The 23184-nt window shown below is 62.9% G+C and carries 21 protein-coding genes; 12 read left to right on the top strand and 9 right to left on the bottom strand.

All coding sequences use genetic code 11. The annotated features are described in order from the left end of the window. Positions 1-26: 26 nt before the first annotated feature. Entirely contained in the window at positions 27-2033 is a 2007-nt protein-coding gene (locus tag BXU06_RS09935) for a methyl-accepting chemotaxis protein (RefSeq protein ID WP_077299129.1), read from the bottom strand. 514 nt (positions 2034-2547) lie between these two features. Here BXU06_RS09935 and tsaB point away from each other — a divergent pair. From tsaB to def, 7 genes are all read left to right on the top strand, one after another. Further along, a complete protein-coding gene (gene tsaB, locus BXU06_RS09930; protein ID WP_077299127.1) occupies positions 2548-3213 on the top strand; it encodes a tRNA (adenosine(37)-N6)-threonylcarbamoyltransferase complex dimerization subunit type 1 TsaB in 666 nt (221 codons plus the stop codon). Next, positions 3210-3677 carry a ribosomal protein S18-alanine N-acetyltransferase gene (rimI, locus tag BXU06_RS09925; protein ID WP_077299125.1) on the top strand — a complete coding sequence of 156 codons (468 nt, stop codon included), beginning with the start codon at positions 3210-3212 and terminating at the stop codon, positions 3675-3677. Before tsaB ends, rimI begins: the two co-directional genes overlap by 4 nt. Then, a complete protein-coding gene (locus tag BXU06_RS09920) occupies positions 3674-4624 on the top strand; it encodes a uracil-DNA glycosylase family protein (RefSeq protein WP_253189440.1) in 951 nt (316 codons plus the stop codon). The genes rimI and BXU06_RS09920 overlap by 4 nt, the downstream gene beginning before the upstream one ends. 100 nt (positions 4625-4724) lie before the next feature. Further along, complete coding sequence (locus tag BXU06_RS09915) at positions 4725-6215, top strand: long-chain fatty acid--CoA ligase (RefSeq protein ID WP_171982184.1); 1491 nt, start codon at positions 4725-4727, stop codon at positions 6213-6215. A 93-nt stretch (positions 6216-6308) separates the two neighbouring features. Then, positions 6309-7079, top strand: a complete 771-nt coding sequence (locus tag BXU06_RS09910) for a YoaK family protein (protein ID WP_077299121.1) — start codon at positions 6309-6311, stop codon at positions 7077-7079. Between the two features lie 86 nt (positions 7080-7165). After that, positions 7166-7915: an S-methyl-5'-thioinosine phosphorylase gene (locus tag BXU06_RS09905; protein WP_077299119.1), complete on the top strand. Its 750-nt coding sequence runs from the start codon at positions 7166-7168 to the stop codon at positions 7913-7915. A 43-nt stretch (positions 7916-7958) separates the two neighbouring features. Then, positions 7959-8486, top strand: a complete 528-nt coding sequence (gene def, locus BXU06_RS09900; protein WP_077299117.1) for a peptide deformylase — start codon at positions 7959-7961, stop codon at positions 8484-8486. Between the two features lie 87 nt (positions 8487-8573). Here the strand turns inward: def and BXU06_RS09895 are convergent, their stop codons facing one another. Continuing rightward, a complete protein-coding gene (locus BXU06_RS09895; protein ID WP_171982183.1) occupies positions 8574-10163 on the bottom strand; it encodes a PAS domain-containing methyl-accepting chemotaxis protein in 1590 nt (529 codons plus the stop codon). A 370-nt stretch (positions 10164-10533) separates the two neighbouring features. Between BXU06_RS09895 and BXU06_RS17420 the strand changes: the two genes are divergently transcribed. Beyond that, complete coding sequence (locus BXU06_RS17420; RefSeq protein ID WP_150125170.1) at positions 10534-10746, top strand: hypothetical protein; 213 nt, start codon at positions 10534-10536, stop codon at positions 10744-10746. Positions 10747-10768: 22 nt separating this feature from the next. On the opposite strand, the gene BXU06_RS09890 is transcribed toward BXU06_RS17420, so the two are convergent. Then, entirely contained in the window at positions 10769-11779 is a 1011-nt protein-coding gene (locus BXU06_RS09890) for an Rpn family recombination-promoting nuclease/putative transposase (protein ID WP_077299113.1), read from the bottom strand. 110 nt (positions 11780-11889) lie between these two features. After that, positions 11890-13215 (bottom strand): PAS domain-containing methyl-accepting chemotaxis protein, encoded by a 1326-nt coding sequence (locus tag BXU06_RS18490; RefSeq protein ID WP_077299111.1) that lies wholly within the window; start codon positions 13213-13215, stop codon positions 11890-11892. A 180-nt stretch (positions 13216-13395) separates the two neighbouring features. Between BXU06_RS18490 and BXU06_RS09880 the strand changes: the two genes are divergently transcribed. Continuing rightward, complete coding sequence (locus tag BXU06_RS09880) at positions 13396-13695, top strand: helix-turn-helix domain-containing protein (RefSeq protein WP_077299109.1); 300 nt, start codon at positions 13396-13398, stop codon at positions 13693-13695. 91 nt (positions 13696-13786) lie between these two features. On the opposite strand, the gene BXU06_RS09875 is transcribed toward BXU06_RS09880, so the two are convergent. Continuing rightward, positions 13787-15373: a PAS domain-containing methyl-accepting chemotaxis protein gene (locus BXU06_RS09875; RefSeq protein WP_077299107.1), complete on the bottom strand. Its 1587-nt coding sequence runs from the start codon at positions 15371-15373 to the stop codon at positions 13787-13789. An 842-nt stretch (positions 15374-16215) separates the two neighbouring features. Here BXU06_RS09875 and BXU06_RS09870 point away from each other — a divergent pair. Together BXU06_RS09870 and BXU06_RS09865 are read left to right on the top strand one after the other, a co-directional pair. After that, positions 16216-17124 carry a LysR family transcriptional regulator gene (locus BXU06_RS09870; protein ID WP_077299105.1) on the top strand — a complete coding sequence of 303 codons (909 nt, stop codon included), beginning with the start codon at positions 16216-16218 and terminating at the stop codon, positions 17122-17124. After that, positions 17121-17855, top strand: a complete 735-nt coding sequence (locus tag BXU06_RS09865; protein WP_077299103.1) for a hypothetical protein — start codon at positions 17121-17123, stop codon at positions 17853-17855. The genes BXU06_RS09870 and BXU06_RS09865 overlap by 4 nt, the downstream gene beginning before the upstream one ends. A gap of 96 nt (positions 17856-17951) precedes the next feature. Here the strand turns inward: BXU06_RS09865 and moaA are convergent, their stop codons facing one another. Both moaA and BXU06_RS17710 read right to left on the bottom strand, forming a co-directional pair. Beyond that, positions 17952-18926 (bottom strand): GTP 3',8-cyclase MoaA, encoded by a 975-nt coding sequence (gene moaA, locus BXU06_RS09860; RefSeq protein ID WP_077299100.1) that lies wholly within the window; start codon positions 18924-18926, stop codon positions 17952-17954. Positions 18927-19063: 137 nt separating this feature from the next. Continuing rightward, complete coding sequence (locus BXU06_RS17710; protein WP_171982182.1) at positions 19064-19225, bottom strand: hypothetical protein; 162 nt, start codon at positions 19223-19225, stop codon at positions 19064-19066. Between BXU06_RS17710 and BXU06_RS09855 the strand changes: the two genes are divergently transcribed. Further along, complete coding sequence (locus tag BXU06_RS09855; protein WP_077299097.1) at positions 19224-20513, top strand: NCS2 family permease; 1290 nt, start codon at positions 19224-19226, stop codon at positions 20511-20513. The genes BXU06_RS17710 and BXU06_RS09855 overlap by 2 nt on opposite strands. Positions 20514-20522: 9 nt before the next feature. Here the strand turns inward: BXU06_RS09855 and prmC are convergent, their stop codons facing one another. Together prmC and mgtE are read right to left on the bottom strand one after the other, a co-directional pair. After that, positions 20523-21341 (bottom strand): peptide chain release factor N(5)-glutamine methyltransferase, encoded by an 819-nt coding sequence (gene prmC / locus BXU06_RS09850; RefSeq protein ID WP_077299095.1) that lies wholly within the window; start codon positions 21339-21341, stop codon positions 20523-20525. Next, positions 21338-22780: a magnesium transporter gene (gene mgtE, locus BXU06_RS09845; protein WP_077299093.1), complete on the bottom strand. Its 1443-nt coding sequence runs from the start codon at positions 22778-22780 to the stop codon at positions 21338-21340. Before mgtE ends, prmC begins: the two co-directional genes overlap by 4 nt. Positions 22781-23184 lie beyond the last annotated feature (404 nt).

Raw genomic sequence — 23184 nt, 5'->3', positions numbered from 1 at the left:
ATCACCCTGGGCGCGTGCCGGCCAGGCTACACCCGGAAATGCTGCACTTCCTGGCGCAGGGTCAGCGCCATTTGGGTCATCTGCCCGGCGGACACCGCCGCATGCTGGGCGGCCGCCTGGTTGGCATCGGCCATTTCCACCACCTGATGGGTGTGCAGGCCAATCAGCTGGGCGCTGTCGTTTTGCGCGTCCAGCCGCTGCTTGATGGTATCCATCATCCCGGCAATCTGCTGGGCCCCCTGTTGCAGGGCGTGGATGGCGTCGCCCACTTGCCGGGTGGCGGCCACCCCCTGATCGACCCGGCTGACCGCGCTGTGCATGCTGCTGACGGCGGTCCGGCTGCTGCGCTGCATGCGTTCGATCATGCCACCCACTTCGTGCGTGGCGTGGCTGGTGCGCTCGGCCAGCTTGCGCACCTCGTCGGCCACCACAGCAAAGCCGCGTCCTTGTTCGCCAGCGCGGGCAGCTTCAATGGCGGCGTTCAGCGCCAGCAGATTGGTTTGCCCGGCAATCTCGTCAATCACGCTGACAATGGCGGAAATCTGCTCGACCTGCTGCTGGGCACTGCTCAGCGTGCTGGCGGCGGTGGACAGGGTGTCTGCCACCTGGCTGACTTCTTCAATTGCGTGTGCCACATCCTGCTGGCTGCGCTGCGCCTGCGCTGCCGACTGGGCGGTGAGCTGCTGGGCCTGGCGGGTGTCGTCGGCAATTTCGGCAATCCCCTGGTTGAGCAGGTCGATTTCCTGGGAGATATGCTGGGCAGCCAGGCTTTGCTGCTGTGAATCCTGCGCCACCCGGTGCGCACTGTCGCTGACCCCACGGGCGGCATCATCCACTTGCTGGGCGCTGTCCAGCGTGGTGCGCAGCGCCTGCTGAAACGCCTCAAGCAGGCGATTGAACGCCAGCGCCAGTGCGCCCATTTCATCGCGCCGTTGTGCCGGCAGCCGGCAGGTCAGGTCGCGCTGCTGGCTGATGCCGTTCACCTGGCTGGCCAGCGCGCCCAGTGGCTGGCTGACCAACCGGCGACTGCTCAGCGCCATGGCCGCCACCAGCAGCACCAGCAATACCCCCAGCCCGGCCAGCAGCCAGAACAGGATCAACTGGTTTTCTGCATTGATTTCATCGTGCAGTTCATCGCTGACCAACAGCCAGCGCCAGTCTTGGTAAGCCGCGTAGCGCAGCAGGTGGGGCGATGACGTTCCGGCAGGCGTCACGCTGCGGGCCCCCTGAGGGGCTTCCAGCATCGGCGCGTAGACCGGCTGGTCGCGGCTGTCGCGCAAAGCCAGGGCATTTTTGCCGGTCAGGCTGGGATGCAGCACAAACTGCCCGCGTTGCGGGCCATCCAGCGCCAGCACATGCAGCTGGCCACTGTCGCCCACTCTGACCTTGGCCAGCCGCGCCTTGAGATTGACGATGTCCTGGGTGATGTCCACCCCGACAAAAGTCGCGCCGATCACCTCGCCCTGGGCGTTTTCCAGCGGGGTATAACGCGCCATATAGTCGCGGGAAAACAATTGGGATTTGCCAATATACGGCAGGCCGGCCATCAGGCTTTGATATGCCGGGCTGCCAGGATCCAGTGCCGTGCCCAGCGCCCGCTCGCCATCGGTTTGCCGCAATGAAGTGCTGACCCGAATCAGCTGCTCGCCATGGCGGACAAATACCGTGGCCACCGCACTGGTGCGGGCGGTGAACCGGTCTACTTCGTCAACGCGATTGTTCAGCACGGTGTTGTCCAGCCTGAGCACGCCGGTGCGGGCCGGCCCCGTGGCCAGGGTCTGCGTGTTGTCCAGGGTGAACTGGCCAATCAGCTCGGCTTCAAACATGCGGGCAAATTGATCGACGCTGCCCTTGAGCGCCTGGTTATACGCATCCAGCATGTTCAATGCATCTTCCAGCCGCTGCGCCTGCACCTTGTCGCTGCGCGCCAGCAACCGCTCGCCCAACTGGCTGGACACCCCCAGCGCAAAGCTTGCGCCCAGCGCCAGCAATAGCAGGCCCTGCGCCACGGCCAATTTGCCCCCGATTTTCATCTGTGCTTCTCCTCGCGTCCTCGTTGATGGCGGCCCGATCTGTCGCCGGGTAGCCGTGCTGCAGGGTAGCGGGGGCGGGCAGCGCCCACAATCGCGGGAAACCCGTAAAGGAAAACCCCTACAGCGCTTGCGCGTCCCCTGGCGGCAGTTTGCGCCAGCGGGTCTTTCAACTGGCTTTCAGCCAGGGCAAATGGGGTGCAATCTATAGCGGGCTAAGGAGGCGCTGATCTGGTTGGCGCAATCAATGTGTCAAGGGCGGGACACGCCCGGTCAGCTTGTGCAGAGACTTCGCCTGAAGCTGGGGCGTTGGGCCAGGAGCCCGCCGAAGCGACGCCTTCCGGCTTGATGCCGGGATGCGCGCCGTAGGCATCCCCTGCCTTCAGACAGGGAAGGATGTCAATCAGGTGCCTTGGTGGCCTGATGGCGCGATTGCCCTGAAGTGTTGCGCCACCGGAGCGCGTGCATCCGTTATCATGTCTGCCCTTGTCTGCCCTGGCTTAAAGCCGTTTACGCGATGAACAACCTTGTTGCACTGGATACCTCAACCGAATACCTCAGCCTGACGGTGGCGGCGGGCAGCGTGCTGCGCAGCCACCACGCCCATGTAGGCCAGCAGCATGCCGAAGCCACCCTGCCCACCCTGCACCGTTTGCTGGCCGAGCAGGGCCTCAGCGCGCAGGCGCTGGAGGCGATTGCCTTTGGCAATGGGCCGGGGGCGTTTACCGGCTTGCGCATTGGCTGCGGGCTGGCGCAGGGGCTGGCGCTGGCGCTTGGCATTCCGGTGATTCCCGTATCCACCCTGGCGGTGCTGGCGGCCAGCGTGCCGGCCAGCCGGGTGCTGGCCTGCCTGGATGCGCGGATGGGGCAGGTGTACTACGCCGGCTATGTTGACGGCGAGGAAGTGCTGGCCCCTGGCCTGTACACCCCGGACGACGTGCCCTTGCCGTCGGGCGAGGGCTGGTGGCTGGTGGGCAGCGGCGCAGCGGCGCATCCGCAAGCCTTGCAAACCCGGCTGGGTGGTTGCCTGGCCGGCGTGGATGGCCAGGCAACCCCGCACGCCGAGGCGCTGATTGCCCTGGCGCGCAGTGGCCGCTGGCCGGCGTGCGCACCAGAGGCCGCCGAGCTGTGCTATGTGCGCGACAAGGTGGCGCTGAAAACCCACGAACGGCTGAACGCATGAGCGCGCTGGTCAGGCTGGACGCCAGCGCCGTGGACGCGCTGGCCGCGCTGGCAGCCGAGGTGGCGGATTATCCGTGGCGGGCAGCCCAGTTTGCCGACTCGCTGGCGGCAGGCCATCAACTGCTTGGCCTGCAGGCGGCGGATGGCGCGCTGCTGGGGTTTGCTGTGTGGTCACAGGTGCTGGACGACGCCGAACTGCTGGATATTGGCGTGACTCCAGCTTGCCGCCGGCAAGGTCTGGGTCAGCGTTTGCTGGATGCCGTGATGGCGGAGGCACAAGCCCAGGGAGCCCAGCGGCTGCTACTGGAAGTACGGGCGGGCAATCTGGCCGCGCAGGCGCTGTACCAGCGCGCCGGCTTCCAGCTGTCTGGCCGGCGCAAGGGCTATTACCCGGCGGCGGGTGGCCGCGAAGACGCTTGTCTGATGGATGTCGGCCTGACACAGGCCAGGAAGGAGCCGTCATGATGGCGCGACAGACGCTGATTCTCGAGGCACTGGGGCTGGGGCCGCGCTGGCTGCCGCGCCTGCCGCTGGCGACCCCTAGTCTGGCAGCCCCTAGTGATGACGCAGGTGCGTGCGCGGCGGCAGCGGACGTGGTAGCAGAACCCTGCCTCCCAGCTCCGATTGTCACGCCAGACACGCCCCCTGCGTCAGTGGCTGACCTCCCATCCGTCTACGCGCCGCCCGACACAGACGCAGCCCAGCCGGCTGACGCGCTGACCATGCCTGAAGTGGCGCAGCGCATCACCGCGCCGGCAGAGGATGCACCGGCACTGGCCGAACCGGACAGGCTGCTGGCCAGCCTGCCACTGGACGAGCCGAGTGTGGACTTGATGCCCGCGCCGCCCGAGTCTTTGCCCAGCTGGGCGCAACTTCAGGCCCAGGTGGCCGCCTGCCAGCGTTGCCGGCTCAGCCAGTCGCGCACGCAAACCGTATTTGGCCGGGGCAACCCGGCGGCGCGCTGGCTGTTTGTGGGCGAAGCACCAGGTGAGCAGGAAGACCTGCAAGGTCTGCCGTTTGTCGGCCCGGCGGGCAAGCTGCTGGACAATATGCTGGCTGCGCTGGGGCTGGACCGCGAGCAGGATATTTATATCGCCAATGTGCTGAAATGCCGCCCGCCAAAAAACCGCAACCCGCAAGGCGATGAAATTGCGGCTTGCCAGCCCTATCTGCGCCAGCAGATTGCCCTGCAACAGCCGGCGGTGATTGTGGCGCTGGGCCGCTTTGCCGCGCAAACCCTGCTGGATAGCGAAGCCAGCATTGGCAGCCTGCGTGGCCGGGTACACCAGTACGCTGGCGTGCCGCTGGTGGTCAGCTACCATCCGGCTTACTTGCTGCGCAGCCTGCCGGAAAAAGCCAAGGCCTGGCAGGATCTGCTGCGTGCCAGACAGGTGGCGCAGACCGGCGGCTGAACAGGCGGAATTCATCTCCGCCCTCTCCCGCCGCCACATTCCCCAGCCAGTCGGCAATCTTGCTACCATGCTGGCAGACGAGATTGTCCAAGGAGCTGTCATGCTGCGCCCCAACCCTGCCGACTGGCTGGCCTATCACGCCCAGGTCCGCCCCGCTGCACCCGCACTGCTGGCACCTGCGGAGTTGCTACGCTGGTCGTATGCCGAATTTCACCAGCGGGTGGAGCGGCTGGCGGCTGGCCTGTGCGCTGCCGGCGTAACCACCGGAGACCGGCTGGCGGTGCTGGCGGAAAACCGCAGCGATACGCTGACCTTGCTGTTTGCCTGCGCCCGGCTGGGAGCCATGCTGATGCCGCTGAACTGGCGGCTGACCGTGCCGGAATTGCAGTTTCAGCTGGACGACGCCCGGCCACGCTATCTGTTTCATGACGCCACCCACGCGGCGCTGGCCGCGCCCTTGTCTGGGGTTCTGCGGGTGGCGTTGACCGAGCTGGACAGCTGGCTGGGCCAGGCGCGGTTGCCAACAACCGACATCAACCCGGAAACCCCGTTGCTGTTGCTGTACACCTCGGGCACCACCGGTCAGCCCAAGGGCGCGCTGCTGTCGCAGCGCATGCTGGCCGCCAATGCCGACAATACCGCGCTGTCGTGGGATCTCTCCGCCGCCGATCGCAGCACGGCCCATGCGCCGTTTTTCCATACTGGCGGGCTGAACGTGCTGACCCTGCCGCTGCTGCAGCGCGGTGGGCTGGTGGTGGTGCTCCCGCGCTTCGACCCGGCAGCCGTACTGGCGGCAGTGGGCCAGTGGCAGCTGACCGTGCTGTTTGCCGTACCCACCATGTTCCAGTTGCTGGCCGACCACCCCGATTTTGCCGGGGCTGACCTGCGCAGCCTGCGCTTTTGCATGTCTGGCGGCGCGCCCTGCCCGCTGCCGCTGATGGCGCGCTGGGCCGAGCGCGGGCTCACCTTCAAGCAGGGCTACGGACTGACCGAAGCCGGGGTGAACTGCCTGACCCTGCCGGAAGATTACGCCGTGTCGCATCGCGGCTCGGTGGGGTTTCCCAATTGGGGCACCCAGGCGCGCATTGTGGACGAACACGGCCAGGAGGTCGGGCCGGAGCAGGTGGGCGAGCTCTGGCTGGCCGGCCCCACCTTGTGCTCGGGTTACTGGCAGCGCCCGGACGCCAGCGCCGCGCTGTTTGCCGGGCCGTGGCTGCAAACCGGCGATCTGTTCCGCCGCGATGCCGATGGCTTTCATTACGTGGTTGACCGTAAAAAAGACCTGTATATCAGCGGCGGCGAAAACGTCTACCCTGCCGAGGTGGAAGCCGCCATTCAGCGCCAGCCCGGCGTGGTGGCCGCAGCGGTGATTGGTATTCCCGATCCGCGCTGGGGCGAGGTGGGCTGCGCCTTTGTGCAAATGGCGGCAGGCCACACGCTGGATGTCGTTGCCTTGCAGGCGGCGTTGAGCCACTGTCTGGCCCGGTTCAAATGCCCGCGTGAGCTGCGCCAGCTGGACGCGCTGCCGCTGAATTCGTCCGGCAAGGTGCAAAAAGCCGAACTGCGCCGGCGCTGGGCCGCCGGGGAATAAACCGCGAACAGGCGGGCAGCGAGCGCCTAGAGAACCCCTTAAACAGCCCTGTTTTCCAGCGTTTTCCCGGCGTTCATGGCACAATAACGTATCATGCCTGTTCGCCTTGCCCGTCATCTGCTGCACCACCATCGCACCCCGCAAGCCAATCGCCAACTGGGCGCGATGCTGGCGTGGATTGCCGGTGCCGCCAATGCCAGCGGGTTTCTGGTGGTACATCAATATACCTCCCACATGACCGGCATGGTGTCCACCCTGGCCGATGCGCTGGTGCTGCAACAACAACGGCTGATCTGGACCACCCTGGTGTCGCTGGGCTGCTTTCTGGCCGGCAGCGTGTTGTGCACCCTGAGCATTCAGTGGGCGCGACGGTGGCGGCTGCGCAGCGAATATGCGCTGGTGCTGGTGATCCAGGCCTGCCTGATGCTGCTGTTTGGCATCCTGGCCAGCCGTATGTTTCCCAAGGTGGCACTCACCCTGTCGATGACCGCCTGGCTGCTGTGCCTGATGATGGGCTGGCAAAACGCCATGATCACCAAATTGTCCCACGCCGAAATCCGCACCACCCATGTCACCGGCTTGCTCACCGATATCGGCATTGGCCTGGGTCGTTGCCTGGGGCCAGCGCTGGAGCGGGAGGCGCGCCAGCGGGTGCTGGGCAAGCTGGCGGTGCAGGGCATGATTTTGCTGATGTTTTTTTGTGGCGGGGTATGCGGGGCGCTGGTGTTTCAGCGGGTGGGGGTGATTGCCACCGTACCATTGGCGCTGGCCTTGCTGCTGATGGGGCTGGTACCGGTCTGGGATGACCTGTGCCTGTACTGGCGCTGGCGACGCATGCACCGGCACGATCAGGCACTGCGCTGAGCGGGTGATCGGGCGCGCCAGCCTGGCGGCCAGACGGGTTTCCCACCGGGCAATGTCCCGGTTTTTTGAGGGTTTGCGGAGTATTCATGATTGCAATTATTGGCGGCAGCAGCCTGTCGCAGCTGGCCAGCTTACAAACCACACACCGCCAGGTGGTGCGCACGCCGTATGGCGAGCCCTCATGTGCGCTGACCTTTGGCCAGTTGTCCGGGCGCAATGTGGTGTTTCTGGCCCGACATGGCTATGGCCATATGCACGCCCCGCACGAAATCAACTACCGGGCCAATCTGTGGGCGCTCAAGGCGCAGCAGGTGCGCCATGTGCTGGCCATCGGTTCGGTGGGCGGCATCCACCCCGGACTGGCCCCTGGTGCGCTGGCTATCCCTGACCAATTGCTCGACTATACTTGGGGCCGCAAGCACACCTTTTTTGAAGGGCCAGACTCACCCGTGGTGCATGTGGACTTTACCCAGCCCTACACCCCTGGCCTGCGCCAGTGCCTGCTGGACGGCGCATTGCAGGCCGGGCTGGACGTGCTGGATGGCGGCACCTACGCCTGCACCCAGGGCCCCCGGCTGGAAACCGCTGCCGAAATTGCCCGACTGCGCCGCGACGGTGCCGACATGGTGGGCATGACCGGCATGCCGGAAGCCGTGCTGGCGCGCGAGTTGAAACTGGACTACGCCTGTGTGGCAGTGGTGGCCAACGATGCTGCCGGCTGTGGCACCAGCACCGGCCAGATCGACTTTACTGCCGCTGGCGTGGTGATGGAACAGGCGATGGTCAAGGTGGAGCGCCTGCTGGCCACCACGCTGGCGCTGGGCCTGTATCACTGAGCCGCATGGCCGATCACACGCATACCAAGGAGACAGACCGATCATGGCGATACGACCGATCCTGAAAATGGGCGATGCCCGGCTGCTCAGCCAGGCACGCCCGATTGAAGATTTTACCGCCCCGGCATTGCAGCAACTGCTGGAAGACCTGCGCGACACCATGGCCGCCCACAACGGTGCCGGCCTGGCTGCGCCGCAGATTGGCGAGCCCTGGCAGGTGGTGATTTTTGGCAGCGGCAAGGCCAATCTCCGCTACCCAGATGCCGAGCCGGTGCCGCCCACCGTGCTGATCAACCCTACCGTGACCCCGATGGGCGCGACCATGGACGACGACTGGGAAGGCTGCCTGTCCATCCCCGGCCTGCGCGGCGTGGTGCCGCGCTACGCCGAAGTGCGTTATCAGGGCTTTGATGCCCAGGGCCAGCCGATTGACCGCACGGTATCCGGGTTTCACGCCAGGGTGGTGCAGCATGAGTGCGACCACCTGTGGGGCATGCTCTACCCGATGCGGATGAAGGACATCAGCCAGCTGGGATTCACCGAGGTGTTGTTCCCTGAATTGCTGGAGTAATGGCGCAGGTGGTTTCTTGGCCCGTGGTGCCGGGCGTGAGCACCGCGTGCGGCGAGCATGCGTTTCCACGCCCGCCGCACTCGCCGCTCAGGCGGCACAGTGTTCCGTATCAAAATGGCGCACCAGCGTGCCCATTTCCTCGGCCTTCAGCGACAGATCCCGGATCAGGCCACCTGCCTGGGCAATTTCCTGTGTTGATACTTCAATCCGGTGGCTGATGTTCAGCATGCGCTCGGACAGTTCGCGTGCGGCGGCAGACTGCTGGGTGTTGGTGCTGGCAATGCTGCGCATCATCTGGTCCACCTCGGCGCTGGCGTGGAGAATTTCGTTCAGGCTGCTGGCCGTGTCGCTCAGATGCTGTTCACCCTGGCTGGTGCGCTGCCCCACCTGTGCCATGCTGGCCACGGCAGAATCGGTCACCACGCGGATATTGGCGACAATCTGGTTGATTTCAGCGGTGCTGTGGCCGGTACGCTCGGCCAGCCGGCGCACTTCGTCGGCCACCACGGCAAAGCCGCGCCCTTGCTCGCCAGCGCGGGCAGCTTCGATGGCGGCATTGAGTGCCAGCAAATTGGTCTGGTCGGCAATCTCGCGGATGGTGTCGGTTACCGTGCCGATATTCACCACCGCCTGATACAGCTCCTGAATGGTCAGTTGCGCGTGCTGTACGGTGCGCGCCGCTTCGCGGGTTTCCTCGCACGACTGTGCCATCTGGCTGGCTCCGCTGCTGGCCACTGCCCGCGCCTGGCCCGCCGCGCCGGCAGCGCTGCCGGCGTGTTCGGCCACTTGCGACACCGAAATGCTCATTTGCTCAACCGCGCTGGAGACCCCGGTCACCTCGCTGGACTGCTGGGCAAAGCGCTCCATCAGCTGTGACATCAGCTGGTGCAGGCCCTGGCTGTGAGAATGCATCAGCGTGGCGGCCTGAGTCAGGTCGTCGATCATCACCTTGACATGCACCTGCATGGTGGCCAGGCCGGCTTCCACCTGACCAATTTCGTCGCGGCGGTCGATGCGCACCCGGTTGCTTAGCCGGCCTTCGGCAATCCGGTCCAGGGTCTGGGCAATGGCGCGCATGCGCTGGTTGGAGGCAAAGCCGCGCAGCAGCAGGCCAGCCGACACGGCGGCACCCAGCAGCATGGCCAGCCAGTCCTGGCCCTGGCCATGATGCAGGGCCAGCATCAGCAGCAGGCTATTGAAGGTGAGCAGCGCGGCCAGATTGACTCGGGCGTCGGTAAGCACTGGCAGCCGGCGGCGTTTGGGCAGCCGGCCATCACGGCCCAGTTTTTGGTAAAGCGCTTCAGCCTGGCTGATGTCCTGACGCGCCGCCGGGGTGCGCACCGACATATAGCCGGTGGTCACGCCATCCTGCTTGACCGGCACAATAAAGGCCGACACCCAGTAATGGTCGCCGTTTTTACAGCGGTTCTTGACCACCCCCTGCCAGGTTTCCCCGGCCTTGAGCTGCTGCCACATGTCTTCGAACACACAAGGTGGCATGTCTGGGTGGCGCAGAATATTCTGGCTGGCCCCGATCAGTTCGCTGCGTTCAAACCCGGACATTTCAACAAAGGCGTCGTTGGCGTAGGTGATGACCCCACGCAGATTGGTTTTGGTGACAATGGTGCCGTGGGTAAACGGCTTTTCATGCTGGGAGACCGGTAAGTTCAGTTTCATGGCGGCGCGCTCTTTCGTGTATTCATCGTGGTGCTGGCCTTGGAGCCAGGGGGGAACCACCGTATGCCAGCCTTGCCCAGCGTGAAGCCAGGCCGTCAGGCGGCGGGATGAATCAAAGCTGACAATCTGTCTGTCCCGCGCCATGCCAAATGAAAGGTTTGCGACATTTGGTCTAGGACGTCAGCCCAGTGCAGAGGGCCAGCTCATCGCCGCAAGCGGCGATCCACGTACCGACAGAGGCTGACAGGGTGGTGTCTGCCCGGCCATGCGGGTAACGCTTACCCCATATTCAGCAATTTCCTTGCCTGAAATTCGCCTATAAAAACAGATGTATAACGATATTATTGTCTGAATCAGACCGGTATCGTGCATGAAAAGCGGTCTTGACTGGATAAACCGTATAACAGCCATGGCGCGCGATTACTTTGAGAGGGAACGAATAAGCGATGCGGGGCGTGCTGAAGGAAGGATAAAGCAGTCAGAAAATGGTGCGGCGCACAATAAGCAGGCAGGCGGTCACCTCAACATGGGGCGACCGGCGGGCACATTGACCCATGCGTTTTTGCTGCGGCAGATGCGATGATGAGCGGCTTGATCGGCGCTGATCAGGCGTGTTCAAACACCTCGGCCAATGTCTTGGCATCCAGTACCCGATCACTCCACTGCTCCAGTTGTCCGGAACTTGCGGCACAGATTCGAGCGACGCAGTCAGCAGGCAGTACGCCAAAGCGGCGGGTGAGCAAGCGTTGCAGCAACAGGGCTTCGCCTTCTTGCCGACCTTCTTGGCGACCCTCTTGCCGACCTTGCTGCTGACCTTTCTGCAAGCCCTCCTGCCACCCCACCAGCTTGCCACGCTGCTCATACTGCTGCGCCCACTGGTCAAACCGTTCGGCCAAGGTCATCTTCAGCTCCTTCAAGTCGCGCACCTTGGGCAAGGCCAGGGTGTGTTTGCTTTGTCTTAACAGCACGGCCCGGATCCAGATGGCAAACGTGCGTTTCAGCTCTGGCTTGCCTTCCAGCCATTCGTTCAACAGATCAATCAGTTGCAGCAGTGCCTGTTCGTTTTCCGGATGTTCTACCCGGATGATGGCCGCCACCAGGTTTTTCAGCTCAGCCAGATCGGCGTCGGTGTAGCGGTTTTCGTCGATCAGCAGGTATTCCAGCTTGGGCAGGTGTTTGGCCACCAGGCCGGGGGCTTTGGGAATCAGATCGGCGATGTCGGTGGCGGCCCGCCAGTTGCCCTGGCCGTTATACAGCACAATCGGCAGCACGGGCGGCAACCGCCGGCCTGGCAGTACGTCGCCGCGCCGGATCAGGTCCTGATAGAGCAGGCCAAGGTAAGTCATCATCCGCACCGCCATCCACGGGTCGGCAGTGCTCTGAAATTCAATCAGCAGATAAAGATACACCCATTCACCGTCGGCCTTGACTCGCCAGACCACATCATCGGCGCGGTCGCGCAGGTCGTCGGTGACGTAGCTGCCGGGGATTTTTTCCAGGGTGGTGTAATCCAGGCTGTGCAGCCAGTCGTCGGGGATGAATCCCAGCACCAGGTCACGCACCACTTCGGGGGCGGAGAACAGCAGCTTGTAGGAGGCGTCGGTGTCGTGGGGCATGGGGGTATTGTAGCGGTCAGCGGGAGGCGATGAGCAAAAAAGCAACCCCTGCAACCCCAATCGTTATCCCCATCCTCACGGGGATAACGATTTTTTCAGTGCTTCGCTTTCTAGCGGGTGCGTTCCGCTTCGGCGTACTGGCTGATGGCCTTCACCACCGAACGCGCGCCTTCCAGAATTTGTGCCAGGGTGTCGCCAGCTTCGCGGGTCAGGCTCACACTTTGCCCGGCCTGCTGCTGAATGGCGGCCATATTGTCCACTGCCAGGCTGGTTTGCTGCTGGATGTCGGATACCATCTTGCTGATTTGCGCCGTGGACGACGAGGTGCGTTCGGCCAGCTTGCGCACTTCGTCGGCCACCACGGCAAAGCCGCGTCCTTGCTCGCCGGCGCGGGCGGCTTCAATCGCGGCGTTCAGCGCCAGCAGATTGGTCTGGTCGGCAATGTCCTTGATGGTCTGTACGATTGAGGTGATTTGTTCGGAGCGCTGGCCCAGCGCCTGCACATTCTGCCCGGCCTGCTCAATGCTGCCGGCCATGTCTTCGATGGCGGCAGCATTGCGGCGGATATTGTCTGCGCCGGTGCCGGACAGCGCTTCGGTTTCTTGCGCCACTTCGTAGGCAAACCGTGCGCTTTCGCTTTCCTTGCGCTGGGTTTGCACCCGCTCGGTAATGTCGGTGGCAAATTTCACCACCGACACCACGGTCTTGCCGTCGTGGCCAAACACCGGGTTATAGCTGGCCTCCAGCCAGCGCTCGGAGCCATCCTTGGCCACCCGCTTGATCTGGCCGGCAAACACTTCCCCGCGCGCCAGATGCTGCCAGTGCGCCTGGTATTCTGCGCTGTTGACAAATTCGCTGTCGCAAAACATGCGGTGATGCTTGCCTTTCACTTCGTCCAGACGATAGCCCAGCGTGGCCAGAAAATTGTCATTGGCGGCCAGAATCAGTCCATCTGGGGTGAATTCGATCACCGCCATCGCCCGATTGATGGCGTTGAGCTTGGCCTGACGAATGGCTTCGGCATTGACCTGTTCGGTAATGTCGGTGGCAAACTTGATATACGACTGCACCGCTCCGTGGCTGTCCAGAATGGGGTTGTAAGTGGCTTCCAGCCAGATCACCTGGCCTTTGGCGGTCTGGCGTTTGACCCGACCGCTGAAATACTCCCCCCGGCGCAAACGCTCCCAGAAGCGCTGGTAGTCCGGATTGGCAATGTCTTCACGCACACAAAACAGGCTGTGCGGCTTGCCCAGCACCTCAGCTTCACTGCTGTAGTCCAGCGCGCTCAGGAAGTTGCGGTTGGCCGACAACACCTTGCCCTCATGGTCAAAACGGATGATCGCAGTGGAACGATCCAGCGCAGCCATCACGGCGTGCTGCTGTTGCAATTCCTGTTGTGCACTGGCGTAGGCTTGCTTGAGTCGGGCATTGAACATGGCGGGGCGCTTTGGCAGAAGATTGAATAGTTTTAGCTATGACGAAATGTTAAGTCATGCACCGATTAAAAATTCTAGCATAGCGCATTCCCCTGCTACACAGCTTTTGCATCACCTGCCGCAAGATAAGGTGATGTAAAAACCGTAGATGCCTATCAGTTTCATGCCGACGATATTGGCATGTCTGCTCACCTGAAACTTTCCTGTTCTCCGCTCCCGCTCAGTTCACTCCGTGATGTGCTGGCCTACAATCTGCGCCGCCGCCGGGTGGCGCAAGGTTTATCCCAGGAACAGCTCGGCTTTGTCGCCCAGCTGGACCGTACCTTCATCAGTCAGGTAGAGCGCGCCAGGGTGAATATTTCTCTGGACAATATCGAGAAGCTTGCCTTGGCGCTGGAGCTGGACGCCTGCCAGTTGCTGGCCCCGCCATGCTCGTGCCTGCCTCATGAAGACATTGGCAGAATACGGCGACGACGCTGAGCCGGCGCAACATGCGGCAACGCCCACCCTGGCATCATGCCAGAGTGGGCGCTGGGTCCGGTCTGTGCATTCTGGCAATGCGCTGGCGGCCTTAACCGCGCCGATCCCCGGTATCAAACCGTCTGACCATCTCCTGCACTTGGTCGGCCTTGGTGGCCAGTTCGGCAATCAGCGTGCCGGCCTGGGCAATTTCCTGGGTGGATGCCTCAATCCGCGTGCTGATATTGATCGTGCGTTCGGCCAGGTCGTGGGCGGTGGCCGATTGCTGCACATTGGTGTCGGCAATGCCACGCATCATCTGCTCCACTGCCCGGCTGGCCTGCAGGATGTCATCCAGGCTGCGGGCGGTGTCGGCCAGGTGGATTTCGCTTTGCTCCGAACTGTCGCCCACTTTGCGCATATTGGCGACAGCCGAGTCGGTGACCACACGGATGCTGGCAACAATCTGGTTGATTTCGGCGGTGCTGTGGCCGGTGCGCTCGGCCAGCCGGCGCACTTCGTCGGCCACCACGGCAAAGCCGCGTCCCTGCTCGCCAGCACGGGCAGCCTCAATCGCGGCGTTCAGCGCCAGCAGATTGGTCTGGTCGGCAATCTCGCGGATGGTGTCGGTGACAGTACTGATCTTGATCACCGACTGATACAGATCCTGGATGGTGGCCTGGGCCGCGCTGACATTCTGGGCGGCTTCACGGGTTCCCTCGCGCGACTGCGCCATATGGCCAGCACCCACCTGGGCGACGCCGGTGGCCTGGCCGGCGGCTACGGCGGCGCTGCCGGCGTGTTCGGCCACTTGTGAGACCGAGACGCTCATTTCTTCCACTGCGCCAGATACACCGGCCACTTCATGCGATTGCTGGGCAAAGCGCTCCATCAGCTGTGACATTAGCTGATGCAGGCCGGTGCTGTGGGTGTGCATCAGGCTGGCGGCATTGGACAGGTCGTCGATCATCACCTTGATATGCACTTGCATGGTGGCCAGACCGGCTTCGATGCGGCCGATTTCGTCAAAGCGGTCGGTGTCCAGCTGACTGGTCAGCCGGCCTTCGGCAATCCGGTCGAGGGTGTGGATGATGTGTTGCTGGCGGGCGCGACCGCGGTAGGCGCGCCAGTCCATCAGCGCCATGATGCTCAGGCCCAGCGGCAGACAGGTCAGTTTCAGCCATTGCGGTTCGGCCAGGGCAGCCACAGCAATCAGCAGGTTGAGGGCGGCCATCGAGATCATGCGGATGGCAAACACCGACAGGGCAGCCTGGCGTTTGGCTGGCAGCTGGCCGTCCTTGCCAATTTTCTGGTAGAGCGCTTCGGCCTGGGCGATGTCCTGACGGCTGGCCGGGGAGCGCACCGACATATAGCCAATAATCTGGCCTTGCTGCTTGACCGGCACGATAAATGCCGACACCCAGTAGTGGTCGCCGTTTTTACAGCGGTTTTTGACCATGCCTTTCCAGGTGTGGCCGTTTTTTAGTGTGCGCCACATATCGGCAAAAGCAGCCGGGGGCATGTCGGGGTGGCGGACGATGTTCTGGTTGCTGCCCAGCAGTTCTTCGCGCTCAAAACCGGACAGTTGGACAAAGGCATCGTTGGCGTAGGTGATCACGCCTTTGAGGTCGGTTTTGGTGACAATCGTGCCACGGGTGAAGGGTTTTTCGGTTTGGGTGACAGGAAGATTTATTTTCATTTTTGTAAAAGATAACGCCCAATCGTTGACTGCGGCAGGGAACGTCTGTCTGCAGCCGAGGTGAAAGCCAAAGAAAAATCAAGCAAGTCTGGGGAAGCCGGCATGACTCACCGCACAAGGAATATCCGGTTCAGCTTGATCCTGACTAATGACCTTTTGTTCATTACGTATGGCCAATCTGACGGGAAACCTGCTTGCCCATGGTGTATTCCAGCGCGGTATTTTTATCCGCCATGTCAATTTTGACATTGCTGGATAGCCCAATGCGCAGGCCAGAATGCGTAGCAAGCGCGTTGGCTTGCTATTACTGTCTTGAGTGTCGGTTTTTCAAACAAACAATTGAATAACATGCTTTGTGTTAATGGTGTTAACGTACTTGCGTGGCCACATAGTAGCTAACAATCCAGCAGAATCAACCGTATGCAATGCCAAAGCGCGCTATTTTTGATGTAAGAGTCTGGGGTGACCTTGATCTAAGTCAAATGAATGTCAATGACAGCAAAGGCAGGAGAGATATCCGTAGAAATACGGATAAAACCGCTAAAAGAAGCCGGAATTTAGAATTATGCGATAATATAATATTATCGTCATAATAATTTGAGCATACGCATTAAGGATAAGTTGGTGGCGGCAAGTGACAAGCCCCTTCGTGCTCATCGCCCAATCGGCAGGGGGGTGTGAAGCGATTTGGCGTCACTGCGGCGGCTCAGCCCCCTGTTAGCCCAGTGTGCCTGCCACATTGTCACCAGATTCCGCACGACAGTCGCCGGGCTGCCCGTGTATGCTCTGCATCCGCCAGTGTGTCTTTCACAACCCAGGGTTTTTGACGTTTTCAGACAATTATGCGGCTGACTCTCGACGCACTCACTGTTCTCGATGCTATCGATCGCAATGGCAGCTTTGCCGCCGCGGCCGAGGAACTGCATCGCGTGCCGTCGGCAATGACCTATGCGGTGCAAAAGCTGGAACAGGACCTCGGCGTCAGTATTTTTGACCGGCGCGGCCACCGCGCCAAACTCACGCCGGTGGGTCAGGCCTTGCTGCGCGATGGCCGTCATCTGCTCAATGCCGCCATGGCGCTGGAACAGCGGGTCAAGCGGCTGGCTTCTGGCTGGGAAACCGAGCTGCGCATTGCCGTCAGCGACCTGATTCCGCTGGCCGGCGTGCTGGCGCTGGTGCAAGGCTTTGACCAGCAAGCCGCCGGCACCCAGATCCGTCTCAGCCGCGAAGTGTTTGGCGGCAACTGGGACGCGCTGCTGGAGCCACGCGTCGATCTGGTGATTGGCGCGCCGGGTGATGGCCCGCCCGGTGCCTACCGCACTGCTCGCATGGGCGATGTTTCCTTTGTTTTTGCCGTGGCACCGAAACATCCGCTGGCCCAGCATCGCGGGCCGCTGAGCCTGGAGCAGGTGCGCGCCTGGCGGGCGGTGGTGGCGGCAGATTCGTCGCGCCGTCTGCCTCCGCGCAGCTCACCCTTGCTGGCCGGCCAGGATATCCTCACCGTTCCGGATATGGACGCCAAGCTGGCGGCCCAGCAAGCTGGGCTGGGCGTTGGCTTTTTGCCGCGCTGGCTGGCGCTGCCGGCGATTGAGTCCGGTGCGTTGCAACTGTGCCAGGTGGAACACCCCAATCCGCCCGCGCCGGTGTACTACGCCTGGCGCGAACGTCGGCCAGGGCGAGCGCTGTCCTGGTTTCTGGCCCAGCTGGCCCTGCCCGAGGTCAGCACCCGTCTGCTGGGAGGTGTGCCATGACGGCACTGGCCGTACTCGGCGAGACCCCGGCACTGGGCTGGCTGGCAGAACGGGCGTTTCGTCAGGGCGGGGTGGTGCTGCGCGGGCATGACTGGCAGGATGCCATGCTGCTCAACGGCCTGCGCTGCCTGCTGATTGGCGAAGGATTGTTTGCTGCACCACCGTTGCACCAGGTGCTGCGTCCCGGCGATGTGGTGCTGGACGTCTCTACCGACTGGTTTGAACAGCGGCCACAGCGGGAAAGCCGGGTGCACGATCTGGGTGGGCATTATCTGGAACTGGCCGGGCCGCTGGCACCGTGGGGTGGGCAATACGGTTTTGCCCTCGCCGTGGGCGGCCAGCCCCAGGCTGACCCCGCCGCCCAGCAGTGGCTGGACCGTCTGGCCCCCTTGCCGCGCAGTTGGACCTGGGTGGGCGGCGCAGGCGCGGCAGCATTCACCCGTGTGGTGGCCGAAGCATTTCAGTACGCCTGGCTGGGTGAGCCCAGCATACCGTGTTCGCCACAGGCGGTATGGATGCAGGTGCGCGAACGTCACTTGCAACTGGCCGAGCGCCTGTTGCAGGCGGCGCAGCGCTATCTGGCGCTACGCCCGGACGAAATAGCGTTTGCCACCTTGCTGGCGCAGTTTCTGGTGGAAGCGGTCAGCCTGGGCCGCGAAGCCGACGCCTTGCTGCGCGACTGGCTACAGGCGCAGATGCCGCCCGCGCCCAACCCGGCTGCGCCGGGCTGATTGTCCCGCGCGTCGGCCCCACGGAATGCCGGGCGAACAGCCAGAGCGCCCCACGCCATTTTCTCATGGCCCACCGCGCGCGCTTTGAACAGGCGCTTAGCCGCCCGTCTTGGCCATGATCCGCACCACCTTGCCCGGCGTTTCCAGAAATTCATGCCGTTCCGGCTTCAGCTCAATCGCCTGGCGGATCACCGCTTCCAGATCTGCATCGCTGATGCCGGCGCGCAGCAACGGGCGTAGCGCCAGGCTTTCTTCCTGACCCAGACACATATACAGCGTGCCATCCACCGACAGCCGCACCCGATTGCAGGTGGCGCAAAAATGCTGGGAAATCGGGGTGATCACCCCCAGGGTGAACCGGCCATCGGCGGTTGACCAGTAGCTGGCCGGGCCGCCGCCCAGGGTAGCGGTTTGCGGACGCAGACCAAAGCTGTCGCGCAGTCGGGCCAGCACGGGTTGCAGATCCAGATACTGCGCGCTGCGGCCCGTGTCGCCCATCGGCATGGTTTCGATCAGGCGCAAGATAAACTGGTGCTCGATGCAGAAGCCCACCATCGCCTCGATGTCATCGTGGTTTACTCCCTGCATGGCCACCATATTGATTTTGATTGGCGTCAGCCCGGCTTGCTTGGCCGCCATCAGGCCATCAAGAATTTGCGGCAGGCTGTCGCGCCCGGTGACTTCGGTGATGCAGTCGCGGCGCAGCGAATCCAGGCTGACATTCAGCCGGCTGACGCCAGCCGCTTTCAGCGCCGGGGCATGGCGGGCCAGTTGCGTGGCATTGGTGGACAGGGACAAATCGTCCAGGCCAGGTAGGGCAGAAAGTCGCGCTGCCAGCGTACTGATATCCCGGCGCAGCAGTGGCTCGCCGCCAGTCAGCCGCACCCGACGGGTGCCCAGACGGGTAAACGCGCCGATCACCCGCTCAATCTCATCGAAGGTCAGCCAGTGTTCTGGTTCTTCGAAGTCTTTGAATCCTTTTGGAATACAGTAGCTGCAACGCAGATCGCAACGGTCGGTCACCGAAAGGCGCACATAGTCGATGCGCCGGCCAAAACGGTCTTCTAGCATGGGGGCTTCCGCGAACAAATCATCACAGCCCGGATGGGCCGGCCTATTAAGCAAGAAATACACCATGCATTGAGCCGAACGTGTGCGCCAATACAAGGGTTGCTTCATTGTAGCCACGCTGACCCATGCTGGGCGCATCAGACAAAATTGACCCGCCCGGCATGGGTCGGGATAATTGCCGTGCTGGCCTGACTGCGCATTGCGCCAACCGTCGGGCCTGCCGTGGCGGTTGGCTGTTTCCAACTGGCCGGTTTGCCGGAAATCCCATCCGGCGCATCCTCAAGGTACTGTTTCCCCATGTTTGAATCCCTGTTCCAGCTGCGCGCCGCGCAGACCTCGGTACGCACTGAAATGCTTGCCGGCCTCACCACCTTCCTGACCATGGCCTCCATCCTGTTCGTCAACCCGGAAATCCTGGCGCAGGCCGGCATGGACCATGGCGCGGTGTTTGTGGCCACCTGCCTGGCTGCCGCCATCGGCTCGGCGGTGATGGGGCTGCTGGCCAACTACCCGATTGCCCAGGCACCAGGCATGGGCATTAATGCGTTTTTCACCTTTGGCCTGGTCAAGGGGCTGGGGATGTCATGGCAGACCGCGCTGGGTGCGGTGTTTGTCTCTGGCGTGCTGTTCATGCTGGTCAGCGTGACCCGGCTGCGCGAAGGCTTTGTTAATGGGATTCCGCTGTCGCTCAAGCAAGCCATTTCCGCTGGTGTCGGGCTGTTCATTGCGCTGATTGCGCTGCAACAGGCCGGCGTGGTGGTGGCCAATCCGGATACCCTGGTGGGGCTGGGCGATTTGCACAAGCCGCAGCCCTTGCTGGCGCTGGCCGGTTTTGCGCTGATTGTCACCCTGGAGCGCTGGCGCGTGCCGGGGGCGATTTTGCTGGGGATTCTGGTGATTACTACCGTATCGGTGCTGCTCGGCCTGACGCCATACACCGGGGTGTTTGCCTTGCCGCCCTCGCTGGCACCCACCTGGCTGCAGCTGGATATTCCCGGCGCGCTGGCCCCGGCAGTGTTGAGCGTGGTGCTGGGGTTCTTTTTGATGAGCCTGACCGAAACCTCAGGCACGCTGATTGCCGTGGCGCAACGCGGCCCGTTTCTGGACGCTCAGGGCCGGCTGCCACGGCTGAACCGGGCGCTGCTGGCCGACAGCACGGCCATCAGTGTGGGCGCGCTGCTTGGCACGTCGAGCACCACGTCGTATCTGGAAAGCAGCACGGGCATTGCCGCTGGCGGGCGCACCGGGCTGACCGCCGTGACGGTGGCGGTGCTGTTTCTGGCCAGCCTGTTCTTTGCCCCGCTGGCCGCCACCATTCCGGTATGGGCCACTGCGCCAGCGCTGGTGTATGTGGCCATGCTGATGCTCAAGGGCTTTGCCCTGCTGAACTGGGATGATATTACTGAAGCTGCACCAGCGCTGCTGTGTGCGCTGACCATGGCCTTCACCTTTTCGATTGCCGATGGCATTGCCTTTGGTGCCATTGCCTTTGTCGCGCTGAACCTGGCCGCTGGCCGGCGTCAGCAGATTGGCTGGCCGGTAGCGCTGATTGCCGGGGTGTTTGTGCTCAAGTATGTGCTGGGCTGAATGGCGGCGTCAGGCGGTGGCACTCGGCCAGCGCCCGCCGCTGACCCGCTGATGGCCGGCCAGATCCTGCCAGGATGCCACCTCGGCAAAGCCGGCCTGGTGCAAGATGGCCTGCACCGCATCAGCTTGCTGCCAGCCATGTTCAATCAGCAGCCAGCCTCCTGGCAAAAGATGGGCAGGCGCACCGGCGGCCAGTTGGCGGATGGCGCTCAGGCCATCGGCAAAGTCGGTCAGCGCACTGGCTGGCTCAAAGCGTAAATCCCCCTGCTGCAAGTGCGGGTCATCCGCTGCAATATAGGGTGGGTTGGACACCAGCAGGGCAAAGCGCTCGCCGGTCACGGCGGCAAACCAGTCGGACAGCCGCCAGGTCACCTGCAGGCCCAGGCGCTGGCCATTGGCTTCGGCCTGGGCCAGCGCCGCAGCGGAGACATCCAGCGCCCAGACGTCGGCATCGGGCCGGGCATGCGCCAGCGCCAGCGCCACTGCCCCGCTGCCGGTGCCCAGATCCAGCACGCGCGCGCTGGCTGGCAGGCGCAGCAAGGCCTGCTCGACCAGCGTTTCCGTATCCGGGCGCGGAATCAGCACGGCTGGCGACACCTGCAAATCCAGACCAAAAAACTCGCGCTCGCCCAGCAAATAGGCCATCGGCTCGCCCGCCAGCCGGCGTGCGCACAGCTGGGCAAAATGGGCCGATACCTCGGCGCTGGCTTCACGCTCCGGCCAGGTTAACTGGGTGACGCGATTGCCGCCGCCAGCGGCGTCCAGCAGCAGTTGTGCTTCCAGCCGGGGCAGGCCGGCGTGCTGGGTCAGTTCGGCCAGTGTGGTCATAGCAAAAACACCGAAGCCAGGCCAAGAAAGATGAAAAAGCCGCCAGAGTCGGTGCAGGCGGTGATCATCACCGACGAACCCATGGCCGGGTCACGGCCAAAGCGCACCATCAGCATTGGAATCATCACCCCCATGGTGGCCGCCAGCATCAGGTTCAGCGTCATGGCGCAGGTCATCACTACCCCGAGCGAAAAACTGCCGTACAGCAGGCTGGCAATCAGGCCAATAATCCCGCCCCACACCAGGCCATTGACGGTGGAAACGCCCAGCTCCTTGCGCCACAGTCGCATGGCGCTGCTGGTTTGCAGCTGGCCCAGTGCCAGTGCGCGAACAATCATGGTGGTGGTCTGGTTGCCGGAGTTGCCGCCAATCCCGGCCACAATCGGCATCAATGCTGCCAGCGCCACCAGTTTTTCAATCGCGCCTTCAAATACGCCAATCACCCGGCTGGCAACAAACGCAGTCACCAGATTGATGGCCAGCCAGGCCCAGCGGTTTTTCACCGAATCCCACACGCTGGCAAACAGATCTTCTTCTTCTTTCAGGCCGGCCATGGAGAGCACTTCGCTGTCGGATTCCTCGCGGATCACGTCCACCATCTCATCCACGGTCAGCCGGCCAATCAGCTCGCCAGCGGCGTTGACCACCGGCGCAGAAATCAGGTCATAGCGTTCAAACGCCTGGGCGGCGTCGCCGCTGTCGTCTTCTGGGCGGAAGGTCACCACATCGCGGGCCATCATGGTTTCCACCAGCGCGTCCGGATCGGATACCAGCAGGGTTTTCAGCGACAACACACCCTGTACCCGGTCGGCTTCATCCACCACAAAAATCTTGTCGGTATGGTCGGGAAGTTCGTCAAAACGGCGCAGGTAACGCAGCACCACTTCCAGTGTCACGTCGGCGCGAATTTTTACCAGCTCGAAATCCATCAGGCTGCCTACCTGATCTTCGGGGTAGGACAGCGCCGACTGCAGCTGCTCGCGCTCCTTGCTGTCCAGCCCATCCATCACCTCGTACACCACCTGCTGCGGCAGATCGGGGGCGAGGTCGGCCAATTCGTCGGCGTCCAGCTGTTCGGCGGCGGCCACCAGCTCGTGGGTGTCCATCACCTCAATCAGCGATTCGCGCACCGCGTCGGACACTTCCAGCAGGATATCGCCGTCGCGCTCGGCCTTGACCAGATCCCACACCACCAGCCGGTCTTCCAGCGGCAGCGATTCAAGAATATAGGCCACGTCAGCCGTGTGCAGCTGGTCGAGCTTTTTTTGCAGGGCGTGATGGTTTTGTTTGTGGACGAGGTTTTCCACCAGGGTATGCTTGGGCATATCCTGCTTGTGGACAAGGTTTTCCACCAGGCGGTGCTTGTGCAGCAGCGCCAGAACTTGCTGCAGGCTGCTCTGCAGGCTTTCCGGGTTTTTCGGGGTGTCGAAAGCGTTCATGCGCACATCCTCCTCCCTGCCCCGACAACACGGGCATGCAGAGGATGCGGTGTGGCGGGAATTTAGCGGGGAAGCTCAGTTGAGGTGTTCAAAAGGCGGTAACTGGGTAAGTCCATATGTCGTATCCGGGCGATGGCCCGAGCAATTCAACAGAAGGCAGGAATATAGCACTGACGGGCGTTTCCTGCCAGTCAGGCGGAACAGGCAAAAGCCCCGCGACACTGGGTTTCAGTGTAGCGAGGCCAGGGGTCAGGCGTGTGACAGGAAACGCCAGGCCGTGGTGGAGGGCGTGTCTTCCCACGGCCCGACCCATGGCATCAGGCTGCGCTTACCGGCTGCGGGCCAGGAAGCTGTTGACCCGGTGCGCGGCCAGCCCCGCCGTTCAGGGCGGGGAAGGATAGCGC

The sequence above is a fragment of the Aquaspirillum sp. LM1 genome (genome assembly GCF_002002905.1).
Classification (GTDB): domain Bacteria; phylum Pseudomonadota; class Gammaproteobacteria; order Burkholderiales; family Aquaspirillaceae; genus Rivihabitans.
Note: the sequence above shows the minus strand (reverse complement) of the source record. Positions and strands in the feature narration are given on the sequence as shown.